Raw genomic sequence first — 17,783 nt, 5'->3', positions numbered from 1 at the left:
CGCGATTTTTCTGATCGCGTCCCGTCTGGGAACGAACCCGTAAAAAACAAACAGGGTTCTTGGGGCGCGAGAAGACATAAGTCCAAAGATCAGCAAAAGCTGGCAAGGACATAAAAATATCAGATCAAGGAGGTATCTCGGATGTCAAAGCTGAGAGGTGGCCTGATTCAAATGAGCCTTAAGGGTTCAACCGATCAGTCCCCCGAAGAAATCCGCAAGGCCATGATCGACGCACACCTGCCCTATATCGAAGAGGCGGGCAAAAAAGGTGTGCAGGTTCTGTGCTTTCAGGAAGTATTCACCCAGCCCTATTTCTGTCCGAGCCAGGACAAGAAATGGTACGCCGCGGCAGAAAAAATCCCTGATGGCCCGACCACACAGCTGATGTGTGAGTTGGCCGCCAAATACAAAATGGTGATCGTTGTTCCGATCTATGAGGAAGACATCACCGGTGTTTATTACAACACCGCTGCCGTGATTGACGCCGACGGTACCTATCTTGGCAAATACCGCAAAACCCACATCCCGCATGTCGCCGGTTTCTGGGAAAAATTCTTCTTCAAGCCGGGCGTATCGAACTGGCCGGTCTTTGATACCCAGTATTGCAAACTTGGCGTTTATATCTGTTACGACCGCCACTTCCCGGAAGGTTGGCGTGCCTTGGCGCTTAATGGCGCGGAATATATCGTCAACCCGTCGGCGACGGTGGCAGGGGTGTCGGAATATATCTGGAAACTCGAACAGCCGGCATCGGCTGTCGCCAATGGGTGCTTTATCGGCGCAATCAACCGGGTTGGCCGCGAACAGCCCTGGGATATCGGCGAGTTTTACGGTCAAAGCTATTTCGTCAATCCACGCGGTGAAATCGAAGCACAGGCATCACGCGATAATGACGAATTGCTGGTCCATGACATGGATATGTCGATGGTGCGCGAAATTCGCGACAACTGGCAATTCTTCCGCGACCGCCGCCCGTCGACCTATACCCGTCTGACGGACGGGAACTGATTTCATGATACCGGCGAGCGGTCAAAGCGCTGCTCGCCGTTTTGCCTTGATCGACAGGTGGGGTATCATTCCCCGTTCCCGGCAAAGACCGGACAAAGGCTTTATGCGTTTGATCAATGTCGACAAGGTTCAGGGCAACGTCCCTGAGGGAGGCTTCCATCTACTGTGCCAAAAGAGACGCTTTTGGTTCTGAGAGAGACATACGATCAGGGGAAACCCCATGACGCTAAAACAAGTCGTCAATAATGTTGCTGAGATGCCCGCATCGAAAAAAGCAGTTGTTGATATCAAGAAACTGTCGCTGACCTTCCAGACGGCAGACGGTCCCGTTTACGCCCTTTCCGATGTCGATCTGACCATCGAGGAAGGCGACTTTGTTTCCTTTATCGGCCCGTCGGGTTGCGGCAAAACCACACTTTTGCGCGTAATCGCCGACCTCGAACAAGCCACCGGCGGCGAAATTTCGATCAATGGTGTCACGCCGCATGAAGCGCGTGAAAAGCGTGCTTATGGCTATGTGTTTCAGGCACCGGCCCTGTTGCCGTGGCGTTCGATCGAACGCAACGTGACCTTGCCGCTCGAAATCATGGAAATCTCCAAGGAAGAGCGCGTCAAGCGCGCCCAGGAGGCCCTGAAACTGGTCGAGCTCAATGGTTTTGAAAAGAAATTCCCATGGCAGCTGTCAGGCGGCATGCAGCAACGTGCGTCAATCGCGCGTGCCCTGTCGTTCGACGCCGACCTGCTGTTGATGGACGAACCATTTGGCGCGCTTGACGAAATCGTGCGCGATCACCTGAATGAACAGCTGTTGAAATTGTGGGCGCGGACCAACAAGACGGTGGCGTTCGTCACCCACTCCATCCCCGAGGCGGTGTATCTGTCGTCGAAGATTGTCGTGATGTCACCCCGTCCGGGGCGGATCATTGACGTGATCGAAACCGACTTCCCGAAAGACCGCACACTGGATATCCGCGAAACGCCGGAATTCCTCGAGATTGCGCATCGGGTGCGGGAAGGGCTGCGTGCGGGGCACAGCAATGACGAGTAACACTGCTGCCATGACCGGGTCCGTTCGCGGACCATCGACCTGGACGCGCATGATGTCTGGCCAGACCGGGCCGGTCTGCGTTGTTCTGATCGCCATTCTTGTTCTGTGGTATGTCGGGGCGGTTTTCATGAACGCGCCGACCCAGATTGACCGTTATAACCGTGCCGATCAGACTTGGACTACGGGCCAGCTGATCGAAGATACCCTGGCGCAAGATCGCCCGATCCTGCCGGCCCCGCATCAGGTCGCGGTGGAGATGTATCACACCATCTTTGCCATCAAGATCACGTCGAAACGCTCGCTGGTCTATCACAGCTGGGTAACGCTTTCCTCGACCCTTCTTGGGTTTGGAATTGGCACGTTGCTGGGTGTGTTGCTGGCGGTGGGCATTGTCCATGTCATGACGCTTGAAAAAAGCCTGATGCCATGGGTGATATCATCGCAAACCATTCCGATCCTTGCCATCGCGCCGATGATCATCGTTGTTCTGGGCGCCATCGGGATCAAGGGACTGGTGCCAAAGGCGGTCATTTCGACCTATTTGTGCTTCTTCCCGGTCACGATCAGCATGGTCAAAGGCCTGCGTTCCCCGCAGGTGATCCAGCTTGATCTGATGCGGACCTATAACGCCTCGAAATGGCAGACCTTCTGGCAGCTTCGTTTGCCATCCGCCATGCCATATCTGTTTGCCAGCCTGAAGGTTGCGATTGCGATCAGTTTGGTCGGTGCCATCGTCGGTGAATTGCCGACCGGTGCGCAGGCGGGGCTTGGCGCACGTTTGCTGGCGGGGTCCTATTACGGACAGACCATTCAAATCTGGTCGGCCCTTCTGACCGCGGCGTTTGTGGCCGCCATCCTTGTCGTCATCGTCGGCTGGTGTGAACGCAGGGTCCTTGCGCGGATGGGGGTGAAGTCATGACCTGGACGAAACTGGACAAGTTCTGTCTCGTCGCGGCGATTGCGGCCTTGCTGGCGCTGATCTTCCCGCTGGCCGGTGTGGATGGGGATACCGGCAAACAGGTTGCCTTTGTGGGGGATATTCCCGGTCTTGCCGTTGCCATGGCGCTCTGTGTGATTGCCGGGTCGGCCTTTACCTGGCTTGGTGTCGGGTCTGTCACCGCGGGCATGGTCATTCTGGCGATTGCGGTGTTTGGCTGCTGGCAGGCGATCAGTGTGCTGTATGATTACGGGGTTGCCGGTTATGCCGGACCGGGGTTCTGGTTGTTCATCGCCTCGCTTTGGGCGTTTGTCTGGCGCGGGATTGATGTGATTGCCAATTTCCACAGCCTTGATCGCACCAAACAGCATCTGGCGAACTTTGTTGTGCCGGTGGCCTTTGGCGTATGGCTTCTTTTCGTTTGGGAAGTCGTCGTTTCGGGCTTTGGCGTGCCACAGGTTCTGTTGCCGCCGCCCAGCATGATTGGCGAACGTTTCGTCAATTCCACCGACATTCTGGCCGCCGACTTCCACCAGACCTTTGTGAAGGCAGTACTCAGCGGCTATGTCATGGGCTGTGGTTCGGCCTTTATCGTGGCGATCGCTGTGGATCGTGTGCCGTTCCTCAAACGTGGTCTTTTGCCGTTGGGTAATATGGTCTCGGCCCTTCCGATCATCGGGGTCGCACCGATCATGGTGATGTGGTTTGGCTTTGACTGGCAATCGAAGGCAGCGGTGATCGTGATCATGACCTTCTTCCCGATGCTGGTGAACACCGTGACCGGGTTGAATGCCGCCGGAAAGCTTGAAAAGGACCTCATGGCGACATACGCGTCGGGCTATTGGTCAACGCTGTTTCGCCTGCGTTTACCGGCTGCCATGCCGTTTGTTTTCAACGCACTTAAAATCAATTCCACGCTTGCGCTGATTGGCGCAATCGTCGCCGAATTTTTCGGCACCCCGATTGTTGGTATGGGCTTCCGCATCTCGACCGAGGTCGGGCGGATGAATATCGACATGGTCTGGGCGGAAATCGCATTGGCGGCCCTTGCGGGGACCGCCTTCTACGGGGCTGTGGCTTATATCGAGAGAAAAGCAACGTCATGGCATCCGTCATTCCGGGTACGTCGCCATTAAAGGCATAAAACAAGGCGACCCGTCGGGAGGACTTGACTACAACCTGAGGAGACATCGACGAATGAATAAGTTTATTTCGACTGCTATGGGGTTGAGTTTCGGGTTGGCATCGTTTTCGGCGATGGCAGCAGACGAGGTAACCCTGCAGCTTAAATGGGTCACGCAGGCCCAGTTTGCAGGCTACTATGTGGCACTCGACAAGGGTTTCTACGAAGAAGCCGACCTCGATGTGACCATCAATCCGGGTGGTCCGGACGTTGCCCCGCCGCAGGTAATTGCCGGTGGTGGTGCGGATGTGATCATTGACTGGATGCCGTCGGCCCTTGCATCGCGCGAAAAGGGTGTGCCGCTGGTTAACATCGCACAGCCGTTTGCCAAATCGGGCATGATGCTGACCTGCCTGAAGGAAACCGGGATCGAAAGCCCGGATGACTTCCCGGGTCGTACCCTTGGTGTCTGGTTCTTCGGTAACGAATATCCGTTCCTGAGCTGGATGTCGAAACTCGGCATTCCGACCGATGGCGGCGAAAATGGTGTGACCGTGCTTAAGCAGGGCTTCAACGTTGATCCGCTGATCCAGAAGCAGGCCGATTGCGTCTCAACCATGACCTATAACGAATACTGGCAGGTGATTGATGCCGGTATTCCGGCTGATGACCTTAAGGTCTTCAAATACGAAGATCAGGGTGTCGCAACCCTCGAAGACGGTCTTTATGTTCTTGAAGACAACCTTTCGGATCCGGCATTCGTCGACAAAATGTCGCGCTTTGTTGCAGCCAGCATGAAGGGCTGGAACTGGGCCAAGGAAAACCCGGAAGACGCCGCGATGATCGTTCTTGATAACGACATGACCGGTGCCCAGACCGAAAAACACCAGGTCCGCATGATGACCGAAATCGCCAAACTGCTGGGTGATTCTGCGGTTCTCGATGAAGCAGCCTATCAGCGTACCGTTGACAGCCTGCTTTCGGGTGGTTCCGATCCGGTGATCACCAAGGAACCGGAAGGTGCCTGGACCCACGCCGTGACCGACAAGATGTAAGCTTCCATCTTGTGACTTTTATCCGTCCGGCGGAGTTTTGGCTTCGCCGGACGGGATGACTTCCAGGACTATGACGATCAAATGAATACTGATTGAATACCCTCGGGGGTGTTTGGAGATAACGGGCGAAATGCCGGGATGGCCCGCAACTTTTCGCCACTCAGACAGACAAGGAGCCATCCATGTCCATGGTTATTCGTGGCGGAACCATCGTTACCGCCGACCTGACCTACAAATCCGATATTCTGATCGAAGACGGCAAGATTGCCGCCATCGGGGACAACCTGACCGGGGACAAGGTGATCGAGGCCGACGGCTGCTATGTGATGCCCGGCGGGATTGATCCGCATACCCATATGGAAATGCCCTTTATGGGCACCTATTCCGAAGACGATTTCGAAAGCGGTACCAAGGCTGCCGTTGCCGGTGGCACGACCATGGTTGTCGATTTCTGCCTGCCGGCGCCGAACCAGTCGCTGCTCGAAGCGCTGCAAGCCTGGGATAACAAATCCTCCAAGGCGGTATGCGACTACTCCTTCCACATGGCCGTCACCTGGTGGAGCGAGCAGGTCTTTGATGAAATGAAGACCATCGTTCAGGAAAAGGGTATCAACACCTTCAAGCACTTCATGGCCTACAAGGGTGCCTTGATGGTGGATGACGATGAAATGTTTGCATCCTTCTCGCGCTGCTCGGAACTGGGCGCGATGCCGCTGGTACATGCCGAAAACGGTGACGTGGTCGCCACCCTGCAGCAGAAATTGCTGGCCGAGGGCAACAACGGGCCCGAAGCCCACGCCTATTCACGGCCTGTGGATGTTGAGGGCGAGGCCTGCAACCGTGCGATCATGATTGCCGATATGGCCAATGTGCCGCTTTATATCGTGCATGTATCCTGCGAACCGGCGCATGAAGCCATCCGTCGCGCACGTGCCAACGGCAAACGCGTCTTTGGCGAGCCGTTGATCCAGCACCTTATTCTCGATGACAGCGAATATAAAAACGCCGATTGGGATCACGCCGCACGTCGCGTCATGTCCCCGCCGTTCCGCAGCAAGGAACATCAGGATGGGCTGTGGAATGGTCTGGCATCGGGCAGCCTGCAGGTTGTCGCGACTGACCACTGTGCGTTCACCACGGAACAGAAACGCATGGGCGTTGGCGACTTCACCAAGATTCCGAACGGTACGGGTGGTCTTGAAGACCGCATGCCGCTTCTGTGGACCTATGGCGTTGGCACCGGCCGTTTGACCCCGAACGAGTTTGTGGCCGTAACCTCAACCAACATTGCCAAGATCCTCAATATCTATCCGCGCAAGGGTGCGATCCTTGTCGGGGCGGATGCCGACCTTGTGGTCTGGGATCCGAAGGCGTCGAAAACCATCACCGCCAAACACCAGCAGTCGGCAATTGACTACAACGTGTTTGAAGGCATCGAGGTCACCGGCCTTCCGCGCTATACGCTCAGCCGCGGTCGCATTGCGGCTGAAGAAGGTGTGGTTCTTGCCAAATGCGGCGACGGCGAATTCATCGCCCGCGAACCGTATCCGGCCGTCAACAAGGCGCTTTCCAAATGGAAAGAAATCACCTCCCCGCGCAAGGTTGAACGCAGCGGTATTCCAGCTGGCGTCTAAGCCAATCGAGCACGATCCATCAAAAAACGGGGCAGCCATCGGTTGCCCCGTTTTTCTGTTTGCAACATGGGCTCACCAAGGTTGGCAAAACATAGTCCAGGCGCAGCAATATTTGCGTGACCAACGGGCTTACGATAAGGCCAGGCGATCCCAGTAGGGCGGTTTTCCCGTAGCTTCCGAAAGAAAGTCCAGAAAGACAGTTACCTTGGGCGAACGCATTCGGTTCTCCGGAAACAGAAGATGAATGGCATCGTTTATCGTATAGGCTTCTGCTTGCCAGTCGGTCAGGATCGGCAAGAGATGTTTTTGGCGGATGTGCTCGTGTAAAAGCCATGTCGGGAACAGAATAATCCCCTGTCCCTGACGTGCTGCGGTAATAAGGCTGTCGGCATCATTGCTGCGTAGTGAACCCTTTACCCGATAGGGTCGGAAAGGCTCATTTCCCTTGCGAAAGAGCCATGGCATTTCCCCGTTTGCCCCCTTGTAAACAAGGCAATTGTGGTCGGCGAGCGCGTCGGGGGTTGGTGGTGCGCCATGTTGCTCGAGATATGACGCCGCACTCACAGCGACGTAGCGCTGCGCGGCAAGTTTTCGACTGACAAGGCTGGAATCACGAAGTGTCCCGATGCGTATGACCACATCGGCCCCTTCTGAAATCGGGTCGATAAAGGCGTCTGTGAGGGTCAGGTCAACTTCTATGCCGGGAAAACGGTGCTGGAACTCGGCAAGATGGGGTGCAATGTGATGGCGCCCAAATGCAACGGGTGCGTTGATGTGCAACCTTCCCTGAGGCTTGGTGGCATTGCCCCTGACCGCGTCGCTGGCAATATCGAGTGCGGCCAGAATTTCGCGAACTTCATGCACGTATCGGGTTCCGGCGTCGGTCAATCTGACAGCACGGGTATTGCGCACAAGGAGTTTGTGCCCCAAGCGGGTTTCCAACGCATTGATATGGCGTGACACGGAAGATGTCGGCAGGCCGCGCCGACGGGCAACGTCACTGAAACTGCCCTGTGTTGCCACATCAATAAAAAGGCGCAGCGCCTGAAGGGTGATATCTCTGCTCATTTTGCAAAAGTAATTTCCAAATTCGGGTAATTGTTGCCCAGTTTGGTGCAAAGTATGTTCCGTTGCAAGTTAACGGAGTTTGAAATGAAGCAGATATTGATATTGCTCATCGTGTTTGCAGCGGGCATGGGGCTGTCTGTCGAGGCAGGGCTACTCGGGCCGTTGGGTGAGAATGTCGGACACATGTCCGCGACCCTGTGCATTTTTCTGGTTGGTAGTTTGCTGTTGTCACTGGCGCTGGTGTTCGCCCGCAATCGGTCTTTGCCACAATTGTTTGCGCAACCGCGCTGGATGTTGACGGGTGGTGTTTTAGGTCCGGTCTATGTCGTTGTCATTACCACCACCACGCCGATTATCGGTGTTGGCGCAACAATGGTTGCAATCCTGTTTGGACAACTCGGCGCAAGTCTGTTGTTGGATCATTACGGTGCCTTTGGTGTGCAAAAGCAACCGGTAGATCGTTATCGGTTTGGCGCATTGATCCTGATTGCGTTGGCACTCTGGCTTATCCACTGAGGTGACTGATGGTTACGTTTTTTGTTATTCTTATCGCGTTGCTCGGTGGCTGTGCGCTGTCGGTGCAATCATCTGTGAACGGGCGGCTTGGGGCGGCTGCGGGCGTGTTGGGCACCGCTTGGCTGACATTTGTTCTTGGCGCTGTAATCAGTATCTTACTGGTACTGTTTGTTCAGCCGCCGCAGGAACTGACATTGCTTGACGCCCCCAAGTGGCAGCTGACAGGCGCCTTTTTTGGCGTCTGCTATATTGTGGTAATGGTGTTTGCCGTGCCACGTGTTGGTATTGCTGCTGCGACGGTTGCTGTGATTTCCGGACAGCTTGCAATGAGTTTGCTGATCGATAATTTTGCATGGCTCGGGAATGATCAGATTGCATTGGACCCGAAACGATGGGCGGCAATTGCCTTGCTGCTGGGTGCGATGGTTTTTGTGTATCTCGGCAATCGCAAATTTGAACGACGTGCGGCCAGCTAAACAATGGAAATCAACGGCGCAGTCACAGGCTGCGCCGTTCGTCTATCTGCCGTTTGGCTTTTTTTACGTACGAAGGGTTAGCTCGGACTGAACAATTTCAGCATCACGATCCCGGAAAGGATCAGCGCGATAGCGACCAATCGTCCGGGGTTGGCGGGTTCGCCGACCATGATGATGCCAAAGATCACCGCACCCGCCGCCCCGATGCCGGTCCAGATCGCATAGGCCGTTCCGATCGGGATGGTGCGCATGGCAATCGACAGCAGCCAGAAACTGGCGGCGATTGCGGCTATGGTAAGGGCACTTGGAATGGGCTTGGTGAAGCCTTCGGTGTATTTCAGGCCAATCGCCCAGCAAATTTCGAGAAATCCGGCAATAACCAACGCTGTCCAGGCCATGGGGGCCTCCTGTCTTGCGGGGCCGTCCCCATTGATCGGATCAGGAATACCGGTCGTCCGGTATCAAGGCGGAAGTCGCAAAGTCTTTAATCACTCTAAATCAATGCCCGTAGGGCGACAATGTAAAAATGATGCAGTGCAACATCAGGGCGCGACCATAGAAAATGCTTCGGTGACAAGACGACAGATGCATGGGCGGGCGCACTGGATTATGATGAGGGCGTCTGGTTATTCGCCCCCGTCAAAGGTTTGGTCTTATCGTGAACACGCCCCAATCCCAACATGTCTCAACCCTTGGCCTTGTTCTGGCCGGGGGCGAAGCGCGACGTATGGGCGGGAACAAGGCGTTTCGCGAGGTCGCGGGGAAAAGCCTGATCGGGCGGGTGATTGATGTTGCCCAAGCCCAATGCGATCAGGTGATGATTTCATCCAATACCGGGACGGAGGCGTTTGCGGATTACGGCTTGCCAGTGGTGGCCGATCATCCCAAACCGGGGCAGGGGCCGCTGGGGGGTATTCTGGGAGGCTTGCAGGCGTTGCCAGATGGTATCGACTGGCTGGTGACCTTCCCGGTCGACTGCCCGATTGTGCCGCTTGATATGGTGGGGCGTTTGCAGGCCGCAGCCGAGGATGCAGGGGCGAAGGCGGCCTTTGCCAGCCATGCCGAGCGCGACCATTACCTTTCAAGCATCTGGCACCGCGATGCCGCCCCGGTGATTGCCGGCCTGCTGGCGTCCGATGATCGGCGGGTGCGCGGGCCATTGCAGGCGCTGGATGCGCCGCGGGTGGTGTTTGAAGATAAGGTTTCCGGGTTGGGGCCGTTTACCAACGTCAATACGCCAGATGATCTGCGTGCAGTGAATGCCGCGCTGTCAGATCATATCGCAATGTCTGATAGAGCGTCGAACCGATAATAAGAGCCGCCCGGCAATATTCAGCATCACAAAACCCGTATCCCCGCGTCATTTACAAGGCGATGACGTGAAAGGATTGCTACATGAGTAATTATGGTGAGTCACTGCAGCTGGTGCTCAACACCTATATCGGCGGGGCAACCAAACTGCTGACAAGTGATATGCGCAAACGGGTCAGTAGCGTTTTCACCCAGATCGAAACGACGGTTACGAATATTGAAACCCTGACCGCAAAGGTAACTGCGGGTCCTGTTTCCGACCCTGCATCGCAGCTCGATAACTGTGAACGTTCGGGGCAGATGTTAACGATCGCTGTGCGGTCGCTGGACCAAACGCTTGAACAAATTGCAGGCGAGCGCGTGTCGGCCATCAAAAAAAGTGCAACGATTGAACAGGGTGCACTGACCGAACTCGATAAAAAGCAAATCAACCTTGATGGCCAGCTTCTTGAGAATGTGAAGCAGATTTCAAAGGCGGTCGATAGTTCGCTTGATAGGGCGACGCAACAGCTCAGGGACGCTCTTCAGGTCGTGAAAAAGCCAAGCTCGGACACGCACAGTGATCAGCCTTCAGATCATTCAGATGATCCGAAAAAGCCATCCCCTGCAGATATGAAAATTGCTGTTCCGAAATTGTCGGAAGTCATGAAATTCGACACGACCAAGACGGAAAAAATTCTTGATGACCTTGCCATCATATTGCTTGGAAAAGGAGCCTGATCGATGCCCTATTATATTCAAGCCCAAAAAGTGGCTTCTGATCATGCTGTCGTCGCCAAGGCAATTGATGTGTGGATGAGTGACCCGAACAATGCAGTGGGGCTAACATCGCAGACGTTGGCGCAAGTTCAGAAAGCCATCACCGATCATTTCAACGAGATGTTCAACGCGGTTGTGCACGGGGTCAACTACGAAGGGCCCGGACTTGAGCTTACAATCGTCAAAATGATCAAAGCCGCGAGATATGCTTTCGAGTGGCATGTGCAGAATGAAGATGCCGAACAAATCAACGAAGACGACTTTATCGAGCTTTCTGAACTTACCATTGACAATCGTGATTTTGATCTGACCTGGGGGCAAGTTGCGCGCCTGTATTTTGCCCTGGCCAAGATATTGTTGGTCAGCAGTGCGCTGTCACTTGAAGATGTGGTCACGATGGTAAACTCGGCAATGATATATCAAGCCACTGCTGTCGGAGAGCAGGATAACCGCCATGAAATATGGCTTGGTTATGCCGGGATGCTGTCGTCATTCATTTTGTGGATTTCGGACTGGCGTCATAACGGGTCGCCGCGTGTTGAATGGCGAGAGTCCGATGGGTTCTTTGAAAAAGCCAGTCTGGTAATCAAGCATATCGGGTTTCTGGGCCAGCAGTTGTCACTTGGTGCGCTTGGCTGGTACGGCGGAGAGGCCAATGCATCTACTCAGATTCAAATTGCCGGCGGTTGCTTGCTTGCCGCAACGGTGCTTAAGCACAACAAGGCCGTCGTACTTCAAATCCGAAAGGGTATTGATGTCACCTTCAAGATCGTGTTGGTACTGATTACCCTGTTTTTGTGGGCCGTGCTTTTAGGTGGCAGAGGTTTCTCTGATATGGTGGGAAATGCATTCGGGTTCGGGCCTGGGCGCTTAACGTGATGTTGGCACCGCGCAGGCCCGCCACGGCTGCCACGGCTCATAATTCTTGAAGAACTCGGACAGGAAATGATCGACGCGTTCGCGGTTGATCGCGCGGTCTTTGGGCGACAGGTCCTTGTCAAACTGGCCGCAGTTTTTTTCGACCGCATCCCCGATGGTTTTCCAGTCGACATCTTCGTTATGGCCGGGCATGCCGGTCGCAATTGCGCACCAGCCAACGGCTTCGGCCTTGTCATCAACCGTGCGGGCTTCTTCGGCAAGGTAAGCAGCCGCGCGCATTTCGCCATGTTGGGCAGCACGGCGCAAATATGTCAGGCGATCGACATCACTTTTGGCAAAGCGGTTGGCAAGAAGTGTTGCCGCGCGCGGATCACCAAGTTCCCACGCCTGTTTAAGATGGGCTTCGGCCTGTGCCGCATCGCCGCGATCAAGCGCATCAAGGGCCAGCCACAGCATCGCCTGGGTGTTGTTCTTTTGGGCGGCGGCAATATATAGGCCGCGAATTTTGTCTTTGTCACCGCCCATCGCCTCAAGGCGCCTAGCCATAACAACACTGGCATTTGGATTGTTGTTCTCGGATGCCTGTTCCATCAGCGTCCAGCCGGCATCTTCGTTGGCAGTAACACCAACGCCATTGATGGTCTGACAAGACAGAAGGTATTGCGCGGTGGCATCACCGCTTTTGGCCAGTGGTGCCAGAATATCGGCCGACTTTTCAAACTCCCCGTGGCGATAGGCAGAAATGCCGTCATCAAGTGCCGAGGACGCCGCGGCACCGGTGGCAAGAAAGCCGCTCATGGCCAGTGCCGTTACGGCAGCACAGCCAAGAGCGGAAGCAGTCCGGCGGAGGGAGGATGACAGGCGCATGGGAAAGTTACCTTTGCCCGCAAAATACCGGGCGATCAGATATGAAAAAATCAAAAGTGATGGATAAAGTCCGGGACGGTCGGGGGTGAAAAAATCACCCCCGACACCCCCAGTAGTGTAGCCCGAATTACTGGGCTGCACGCCATTCCGCGATCAGATCGTCATATTTGACGGTCTCACCCTGCGGTTTTTCGTTGGCAAGTTTCGGTTTCGGTGCACCCGGCTGGTCGAACCAGTACTGGGCATCACGTTCTTCGTTCAGCTTCGGTGCGCATTCACCACCGATGCCTGCACGCTCAAGACGCTCCATCACACGGTCCATGGAAGTCGCAAGGTTGTCCATGGCTTCCTGCGGGGTCCGTTCGCCGGTTACAGCTTCGGCAACGTTCTGCCACCAGAGCTGCGCCAGTTTCGGATAATCCGGAACGTTGGTACCGGTCGGCGACCACTGAACACGTGCCGGCGAACGATAGAACTCGACCAGACCACCCCAGTTCGGAGCGATATCGGTCATTTCCTGGGTATCCAGGTCAGACTGACGGATCGGTGTCAGACCGGTGAGGGTCTTTTTCAGCGATACGGTTTTCGAGGTGGTGAACTGTGCATAGAGCCATGCAGCTTTGCGGCGCTCAACCGGGGTGGACTTCATCAGAGTCCAGGAACCCACATCCTGATAACCAAGCTTCATGCCTTCTTCCCAGTACGGGCCGTGCGGCGACGGGGCCATACGCCATTTCGGCGTGCCGTCTTCGTTCACAACCGGAGTGCCTTTTTTCGCCATGTCGGCGGTAAAGGCGGTGTACCAGAAGATCTGCTGTGCGATCTGGCCCTGTGCCGGAACCGGACCAGCTTCACCAAAGGTCATGCCGGCTGCTTCTGGCGGGGCATAAGCCTTGAGCCAGTCGATGTATTTGGTCAGGGCATAAACCGCTGCCGGGCCGTTTGCGGCACCACCACGGGTCACGCTTGAACCAGCAGGCGAGCAACCTTCAACACGGATACCCCATTCGTCGACCGGAAGGCCGTTCGGGATGCCCTTGTCGCCAGCGCCAGCCATGGAAAGCCACGCATCGGTGAAGCGCCAACCCAGTGACGGGTCTTTTTTGCCGTAATCCATGTGGCCATAGACTTTCTGGCCATCGATTTCACCAACGTCATTGGTGAAGAATTCGGCGATGTCCTGATAAGCCGACCAGTTGACCGGAACGCCCAGGTCATAGCCGTACTTGTCCTTGAACTGCTTTTGCAGGTCTTCACGCTGGAACCAGTCATAACGGAACCAGTAAAGGTTCGCGAACTGCTGGTCAGGAAGCTGATAAAGCTTGCCATCCGGACCGGTGGTGAAGGACAGACCGATGAAGTCGTCCAGATCCAGGGTCGGAGAGGTAACGTCCGCACCTTCGCCGGCCATCCAGTCGGTCAGCGGCACAACCGCGTCATAACGCGCGTGGGTCCCGATCAGGTCGGAGTCATTGATGAAGGCGTCATAGATGTTGCGGTTCGACTGCATTTGGGTCTGCAGTTTTTCGATGACATCGCCTTCGCCGATCAGGTCATGGGTCAGGTTGATCCCGGTGATTTCCGAGAAGGCCTTTGCCAGGACCTTGGACTCATATTCGTGGGTGGTGATGGTTTCAGACACCACGTTGATGTCCATGCCGCGGAACGGTTCAGCTGCTTTGATGAACCATTCCAGTTCGGCCATCTGGGCGTCTTTGCTCAGGCTCGACGGCTGGAATTCGCTGTCGATCCATTTTTTCGCCGCGTCGGTATATTGATCTGCCATGGCCGGGTTCGCCAGCACAGCAAGACCAAGGGCGACTGCAACGGCGCTGCCTTTAACAACGCTTTTGGCACCTTTGGCTTTAACGATCATGTCGTTTTCTCCCTGGTCGTCTTCCTTATTGCTCATCCGGTAAACCCGGTCATCGACGCTGGGGGAAGACGGACAGCCCACCGTGATGAATTCGTTCGAAAACGGCACCGCTGCAGGACGCGGTACCGTTTTGGTTGTTAACCCCAGCGCATCACAATGACGAGCCAGACAAGTGCGATGACGGAACCGATCCAAAGGGCGGCATCGGTAAATGCCAGCCAGCCAAGATGGATATAGGCGGCTCCAAGCAAACTGATAAACAGGCGATCACCGCGTGTGGTGGTCAGTGGCAAAAAGCCACGCCGCGGAACGGTTGGTGAAACCGCCTGCCAAATTCCCATCCCGATCAGCATCAAGAAGATGCAGCCAAAGAACGCGGCGGTAATCGGGGTCCAGGCCATCCATGCCATTTTGATATTCCTCCTGTTTTCCGATTACACGCGACCCATCGCGAAACCTTTGGCGATGTAGTTGCGAACGAACCAGATCACCAAGGCGCCCGGGACGATGGTTAAAACACCCGCAGCCGCCAGAACGCCCCAATCAAGTCCCGATGCCGAAACGGTACGGGTCATGGTGGCGGCAATCGGCTTGGCCTCGACAGAGGTCAGCGTGCGCGCCAGCAGAAGTTCAACCCAGCTGAACATAAAGCAGAAGAACGCTGTCACACCGATGCCGGACCGGATCAGCGGCAAGAAGATCGTGGCAAAGAACCGCGGGAACGAATAACCGTCGATATAGGCGGTTTCATCGATTTCCTTGGGAATGCCTGACATAAACCCTTCCAGGATCCAGACGGCCAGCGGCACGTTAAACAGGCAGTGTGCCAGTGCCACAGCGATATGGGTGTCAAACAGGCCGACACTTGAATAAAGCTGGAAGAATGGCAACAGGAACACGGCCGGCGGTGCCATACGGTTGGTCAGAAGCCAGAAGAACAGATGCTTGTCGCCGGTAAAGTTGAACCGCGAAAAGGCATAAGCCGCAGGCAGGGCGACAACCAGTGAGATCACCACGTTGATACCGACATAAATCATCGAGTTGATATAGCCCGTATACCATGCCGGATCGGTCAGGATGGTTGCATAGTTGGCCAATGTCGGATTGTCCGGGAACAGGGTCATTGCGCCCAGGATTTCCGTATTGGTCTTGATTGACATGTTGAACAGCCAATAGATCGGAACCAACAGGAACAGGATATAAAGAAGAAGTCCGATATGTCGTTTCTGGAACTGCATTTTATTGTTCCCCCTGCTTTCCGGCGTTCATCACGACGGTATAGAAAACCCAGCAAACCAACAGAATGATCAGGAAGTAGACCAGCGAGAAGGCTGCAGCAGGACCAAGGTCAAACTGACCGACTGCCATCCGGGTCAGGAACTGGCTGAGGAAGGTGGTTGCGTTACCCGGACCGCCACCTGTCAGGACGAACGGTTCGGTATAGATCATGAAGCTGTCCATAAAGCGCAGCAGAACACCGATCACGAGAACCGACTGCATTTTCGGCAGCTGAATAAAGCGGAACACGGCCCAGCGCGATGCACCGTCAATCTTGGCCGCCTGATAATAGGCATCCGGGATAGACCGCAAACCGGCATAGCACAGCAGCACAATCAGGCTGGTCCAGTGCCAGACATCCATGACAAGCACGGTCAGCCAGGCATCCATCGGGTTCTGGGCGTAGTTGTAATCAATCCCCATCAGATTGATGACATAGCCACCCAGACCAATGTCGGCACGGCCAAAGATCTGCCAGATGGTACCAACCACGTTCCATGGAATAAGCAGCGGCAAGGCAAGCAAGACCATCGATGCCGAAACGCCCCAGCCCTTGCGCGGCAGGGTCAGTGCAACCGCAATGCCGAGTGGAATTTCAATAAACAGCACCGAAAGCGTATAGAAAATCTGGCGCAGCAGCGCATCATGCAGGCGGCTGTCGCCCAGAACCTGTTCAAACCATTCGGTGCCGACAAAGAAGCGCGTCTGCGGATCGAAAATGTCCTGAACTGAATAGTTCACAACGGTCATCAGCGGAATGATCGCGCTGATGGCGACGATAAAGAACACTGGCAGGACGAGGAACCAGGCCTTGTTGTTGGTAATCTTGTTCATTTCCCCATCCCCCCTTACGCGACCAACTGACTGTCGGCGTAAAGCTTGGTCCATTCCGGCGCAAAGCGCAGAATGCCGGACTGGCCGACAACCTGTTCGTCTTCGCCGAGCTTGACCTTGATTTCAGATGCGCCAAAACGGGTGGTCGCGATCTTGAACTGACCAAGGTCTTCGACCTTGGTGATGTTGACTTCGATCCCGTCTGATCCCTTGTCGGCATTGCCGGTTTCAAGGGTCAGGAATTCGGGACGAATGCCGAGCTCAAGCTTGCCGGTTTGTTTTGAAACGGCTTCAAGATGGCGATCCGAAAGACTGATACGCTGTCCATCAACCCAGGCCGCACCATCATCGATCTTGCAATCCATGATGTTCATGCCGGGGCTTCCGATGAAGTAACCGACAAAGGTATGGGCTGGATTTTCAAACAGTTCCTGCGGGGTGCCCAACTGCACGACCTTGCCGCCATACATGACAACAACCTTGTCAGCAAAGGTAAGGGCTTCGACCTGATCATGGGTGACATACACCATGGTCGGGCGCAGCTTGTTGTGAATTTCCTTGAGCTTGCGGCGCAAAACCCATTTCAGATGCGGGTCAATCACGGTCAGCGGTTCGTCAAACAGAATGGCCGAAACATCGTCACGCACCAGACCACGCCCAAGCGAGATCGTCTGTTTTTCATCCGCACCAAGGCCGCGTGCCTTTTGCTTGAGCTTGCCGGTCAGATCCAGCATCCCGGCAATTTCACGCACACGTGCATCAACGCGCTTTTCATCAATGCCACGGTTGCGCAGCGGGAAGGCCAGGTTGTCATAGACCGTCATGGTGTCATAGATCACCGGGAACTGGAAAACCTGCGCGATGTTGCGTTCTTCCGGGGCAAGGCTTGTGACGTCCTTGCCATCAAACAGGACCTGCCCATGTGACGGGGTCAAAAGACCGGAAATGATGTTAAGCAAAGTCGTCTTGCCGCAACCCGACGGGCCCAACAGCGCATAAGCACCGCCATCTTCCCAGACATGCTCCATGCGACGCAGGGCATAGTCCTCGTCCGTTTTCGGATCGGGGAAGTAGGAATGCGCAAGGCTTTTAAGATCAATACGTGCCATTTTCT

The 17,783-nt window shown here is 55.2% G+C and carries 19 protein-coding genes; 11 read left to right on the top strand and 8 right to left on the bottom strand.

The window, feature by feature from the left end:
- Positions 1 to 141 precede the first annotated feature (141 nt).
- The 6 genes from TH2_RS09110 to hydA all read left to right on the top strand — a co-directional run bounded on the left by TH2_RS09110 (position 142) and on the right by hydA (position 6,805).
- Entirely contained in the window at positions 142 to 1,008 is an 867-nt protein-coding gene (locus TH2_RS09110; protein ID WP_008890127.1) for a nitrilase-related carbon-nitrogen hydrolase, read from the top strand.
- A 256-nt stretch (positions 1,009 to 1,264) separates the two neighbouring features.
- On the top strand, positions 1,265 to 2,056 hold the full coding sequence (locus TH2_RS09105; RefSeq protein ID WP_008890125.1) for an ABC transporter ATP-binding protein: 792 nt from the start codon (positions 1,265 to 1,267) through the stop codon (positions 2,054 to 2,056).
- Positions 2,046 to 2,975 carry an ABC transporter permease gene (locus tag TH2_RS09100; RefSeq protein ID WP_051007613.1) on the top strand — a complete coding sequence of 310 codons (930 nt, stop codon included), beginning with the start codon at positions 2,046 to 2,048 and terminating at the stop codon, positions 2,973 to 2,975. The genes TH2_RS09105 and TH2_RS09100 overlap by 11 nt, the downstream gene beginning before the upstream one ends.
- Complete coding sequence (locus TH2_RS09095) at positions 2,972 to 4,129, top strand: ABC transporter permease (RefSeq protein ID WP_008890123.1); 1,158 nt, start codon at positions 2,972 to 2,974, stop codon at positions 4,127 to 4,129. The genes TH2_RS09100 and TH2_RS09095 overlap by 4 nt, the downstream gene beginning before the upstream one ends.
- 61 nt (positions 4,130 to 4,190) lie before the next feature.
- Positions 4,191 to 5,171 carry an ABC transporter substrate-binding protein gene (locus TH2_RS09090; RefSeq protein WP_008890122.1) on the top strand — a complete coding sequence of 327 codons (981 nt, stop codon included), beginning with the start codon at positions 4,191 to 4,193 and terminating at the stop codon, positions 5,169 to 5,171.
- Between the two features lie 182 nt (positions 5,172 to 5,353).
- Positions 5,354 to 6,805, top strand: coding sequence for a dihydropyrimidinase (hydA, locus tag TH2_RS09085; protein ID WP_008890121.1), 1,452 nt, complete (start codon positions 5,354 to 5,356; stop codon positions 6,803 to 6,805).
- 129 nt (positions 6,806 to 6,934) lie between these two features.
- Here the strand turns inward: hydA and TH2_RS09080 are convergent, their stop codons facing one another.
- Entirely contained in the window at positions 6,935 to 7,873 is a 939-nt protein-coding gene (locus TH2_RS09080) for a LysR family transcriptional regulator (protein ID WP_008890120.1), read from the bottom strand.
- 84 nt (positions 7,874 to 7,957) lie between these two features.
- Between TH2_RS09080 and TH2_RS09075 the strand changes: the two genes are divergently transcribed.
- Entirely contained in the window at positions 7,958 to 8,389 is a 432-nt protein-coding gene (locus TH2_RS09075) for a DMT family transporter (RefSeq protein WP_008890119.1), read from the top strand.
- An 8-nt stretch (positions 8,390 to 8,397) separates the two neighbouring features.
- Complete coding sequence (locus tag TH2_RS09070; RefSeq protein ID WP_008890118.1) at positions 8,398 to 8,865, top strand: DMT family transporter; 468 nt, start codon at positions 8,398 to 8,400, stop codon at positions 8,863 to 8,865.
- A gap of 77 nt (positions 8,866 to 8,942) precedes the next feature.
- Here TH2_RS09070 and sugE read toward each other — a convergent pair whose 3' ends face one another.
- Entirely contained in the window at positions 8,943 to 9,263 is a 321-nt protein-coding gene (gene sugE, locus TH2_RS09065; RefSeq protein WP_008890117.1) for a quaternary ammonium compound efflux SMR transporter SugE, read from the bottom strand.
- A gap of 260 nt (positions 9,264 to 9,523) precedes the next feature.
- Here sugE and mobA point away from each other — a divergent pair, with 260 nt between their 5' ends.
- The 3 genes from mobA to TH2_RS09050 all read left to right on the top strand — a co-directional run bounded on the left by mobA (position 9,524) and on the right by TH2_RS09050 (position 11,814).
- Positions 9,524 to 10,177: a molybdenum cofactor guanylyltransferase MobA gene (gene mobA, locus TH2_RS09060; protein WP_008890116.1), complete on the top strand. Its 654-nt coding sequence runs from the start codon at positions 9,524 to 9,526 to the stop codon at positions 10,175 to 10,177.
- A gap of 83 nt (positions 10,178 to 10,260) precedes the next feature.
- Complete coding sequence (locus TH2_RS09055) at positions 10,261 to 10,896, top strand: hypothetical protein (RefSeq protein WP_008890115.1); 636 nt, start codon at positions 10,261 to 10,263, stop codon at positions 10,894 to 10,896.
- Positions 10,897 to 10,899: 3 nt separating this feature from the next.
- Positions 10,900 to 11,814 (top strand): hypothetical protein, encoded by a 915-nt coding sequence (locus tag TH2_RS09050; protein WP_008890114.1) that lies wholly within the window; start codon positions 10,900 to 10,902, stop codon positions 11,812 to 11,814.
- On the opposite strand, the gene TH2_RS09045 is transcribed toward TH2_RS09050, so the two are convergent.
- The 6 genes from TH2_RS09045 to TH2_RS09020 all read right to left on the bottom strand — a co-directional run bounded on the left by TH2_RS09045 (position 11,806) and on the right by TH2_RS09020 (position 17,778).
- Positions 11,806 to 12,681 carry a tetratricopeptide repeat protein gene (locus TH2_RS09045; RefSeq protein WP_157193995.1) on the bottom strand — a complete coding sequence of 292 codons (876 nt, stop codon included), beginning with the start codon at positions 12,679 to 12,681 and terminating at the stop codon, positions 11,806 to 11,808. The genes TH2_RS09050 and TH2_RS09045 overlap by 9 nt on opposite strands.
- Before the next feature lie 127 nt (positions 12,682 to 12,808).
- Entirely contained in the window at positions 12,809 to 14,557 is a 1,749-nt protein-coding gene (locus tag TH2_RS09040) for an ABC transporter substrate-binding protein (RefSeq protein ID WP_040823409.1), read from the bottom strand.
- Positions 14,558 to 14,694: 137 nt separating this feature from the next.
- Positions 14,695 to 14,967: a DUF2160 domain-containing protein gene (locus tag TH2_RS09035; protein ID WP_008890111.1), complete on the bottom strand. Its 273-nt coding sequence runs from the start codon at positions 14,965 to 14,967 to the stop codon at positions 14,695 to 14,697.
- 24 nt (positions 14,968 to 14,991) lie between these two features.
- Positions 14,992 to 15,795, bottom strand: coding sequence for a carbohydrate ABC transporter permease (locus tag TH2_RS09030; RefSeq protein ID WP_008890110.1), 804 nt, complete (start codon positions 15,793 to 15,795; stop codon positions 14,992 to 14,994).
- A gap of 1 nt (position 15,796) precedes the next feature.
- Entirely contained in the window at positions 15,797 to 16,669 is an 873-nt protein-coding gene (locus TH2_RS09025; RefSeq protein WP_008890109.1) for a carbohydrate ABC transporter permease, read from the bottom strand.
- Positions 16,670 to 16,683: 14 nt separating this feature from the next.
- Positions 16,684 to 17,778 carry an ABC transporter ATP-binding protein gene (locus TH2_RS09020; RefSeq protein WP_008890108.1) on the bottom strand — a complete coding sequence of 365 codons (1,095 nt, stop codon included), beginning with the start codon at positions 17,776 to 17,778 and terminating at the stop codon, positions 16,684 to 16,686.
- Between the last annotated feature and the right edge of the window lie 5 nt (positions 17,779 to 17,783).

It is taken from the genome of Thalassospira profundimaris WP0211 (assembly GCF_000300275.1).
In the GTDB taxonomy this organism is placed as follows: domain Bacteria; phylum Pseudomonadota; class Alphaproteobacteria; order Rhodospirillales; family Thalassospiraceae; genus Thalassospira; species Thalassospira profundimaris.
This window is presented reverse-complemented; position numbering and strand designations above follow the sequence as displayed.

Excerpts from the sequence above, each read along its gene's own strand:
- TH2_RS09045 (WP_157193995.1), bottom strand. The coding sequence starts at position 12,681 with ATGCGCCTGTCATCCTCCCTCCGCCGGACTGCTTCCGCTCTTGGCTGT.
- TH2_RS09055 (WP_008890115.1), top strand. The coding sequence starts at position 10,261 with ATGAGTAATTATGGTGAGTCACTGCAGCTGGTGCTCAACACCTATATC.
- TH2_RS09080 (WP_008890120.1), bottom strand. The coding sequence starts at position 7,873 with ATGAGCAGAGATATCACCCTTCAGGCGCTGCGCCTTTTTATTGATGTG.
- TH2_RS09090 (WP_008890122.1), top strand. The coding sequence starts at position 4,191 with ATGAATAAGTTTATTTCGACTGCTATGGGGTTGAGTTTCGGGTTGGCA.
- TH2_RS09095 (WP_008890123.1), top strand. The coding sequence starts at position 2,972 with ATGACCTGGACGAAACTGGACAAGTTCTGTCTCGTCGCGGCGATTGCG.
- TH2_RS09040 (WP_040823409.1), bottom strand. The coding sequence starts at position 14,557 with ATGATCGTTAAAGCCAAAGGTGCCAAAAGCGTTGTTAAAGGCAGCGCC.
- TH2_RS09050 (WP_008890114.1), top strand. The coding sequence starts at position 10,900 with ATGCCCTATTATATTCAAGCCCAAAAAGTGGCTTCTGATCATGCTGTC.
- TH2_RS09020 (WP_008890108.1), bottom strand. The coding sequence starts at position 17,778 with ATGGCACGTATTGATCTTAAAAGCCTTGCGCATTCCTACTTCCCCGAT.
- sugE (WP_008890117.1), bottom strand. The coding sequence starts at position 9,263 with ATGGCCTGGACAGCGTTGGTTATTGCCGGATTTCTCGAAATTTGCTGG.
- TH2_RS09110 (WP_008890127.1), top strand. The coding sequence starts at position 142 with ATGTCAAAGCTGAGAGGTGGCCTGATTCAAATGAGCCTTAAGGGTTCA.
- hydA (WP_008890121.1), top strand. The coding sequence starts at position 5,354 with ATGTCCATGGTTATTCGTGGCGGAACCATCGTTACCGCCGACCTGACC.
- TH2_RS09035 (WP_008890111.1), bottom strand. The coding sequence starts at position 14,967 with ATGGCATGGATGGCCTGGACCCCGATTACCGCCGCGTTCTTTGGCTGC.
- TH2_RS09105 (WP_008890125.1), top strand. The coding sequence starts at position 1,265 with ATGCCCGCATCGAAAAAAGCAGTTGTTGATATCAAGAAACTGTCGCTG.
- TH2_RS09070 (WP_008890118.1), top strand. The coding sequence starts at position 8,398 with ATGGTTACGTTTTTTGTTATTCTTATCGCGTTGCTCGGTGGCTGTGCG.
- TH2_RS09030 (WP_008890110.1), bottom strand. The coding sequence starts at position 15,795 with ATGCAGTTCCAGAAACGACATATCGGACTTCTTCTTTATATCCTGTTC.
- TH2_RS09075 (WP_008890119.1), top strand. The coding sequence starts at position 7,958 with ATGAAGCAGATATTGATATTGCTCATCGTGTTTGCAGCGGGCATGGGG.
- TH2_RS09025 (WP_008890109.1), bottom strand. The coding sequence starts at position 16,669 with ATGAACAAGATTACCAACAACAAGGCCTGGTTCCTCGTCCTGCCAGTG.
- TH2_RS09100 (WP_051007613.1), top strand. The coding sequence starts at position 2,046 with ATGACGAGTAACACTGCTGCCATGACCGGGTCCGTTCGCGGACCATCG.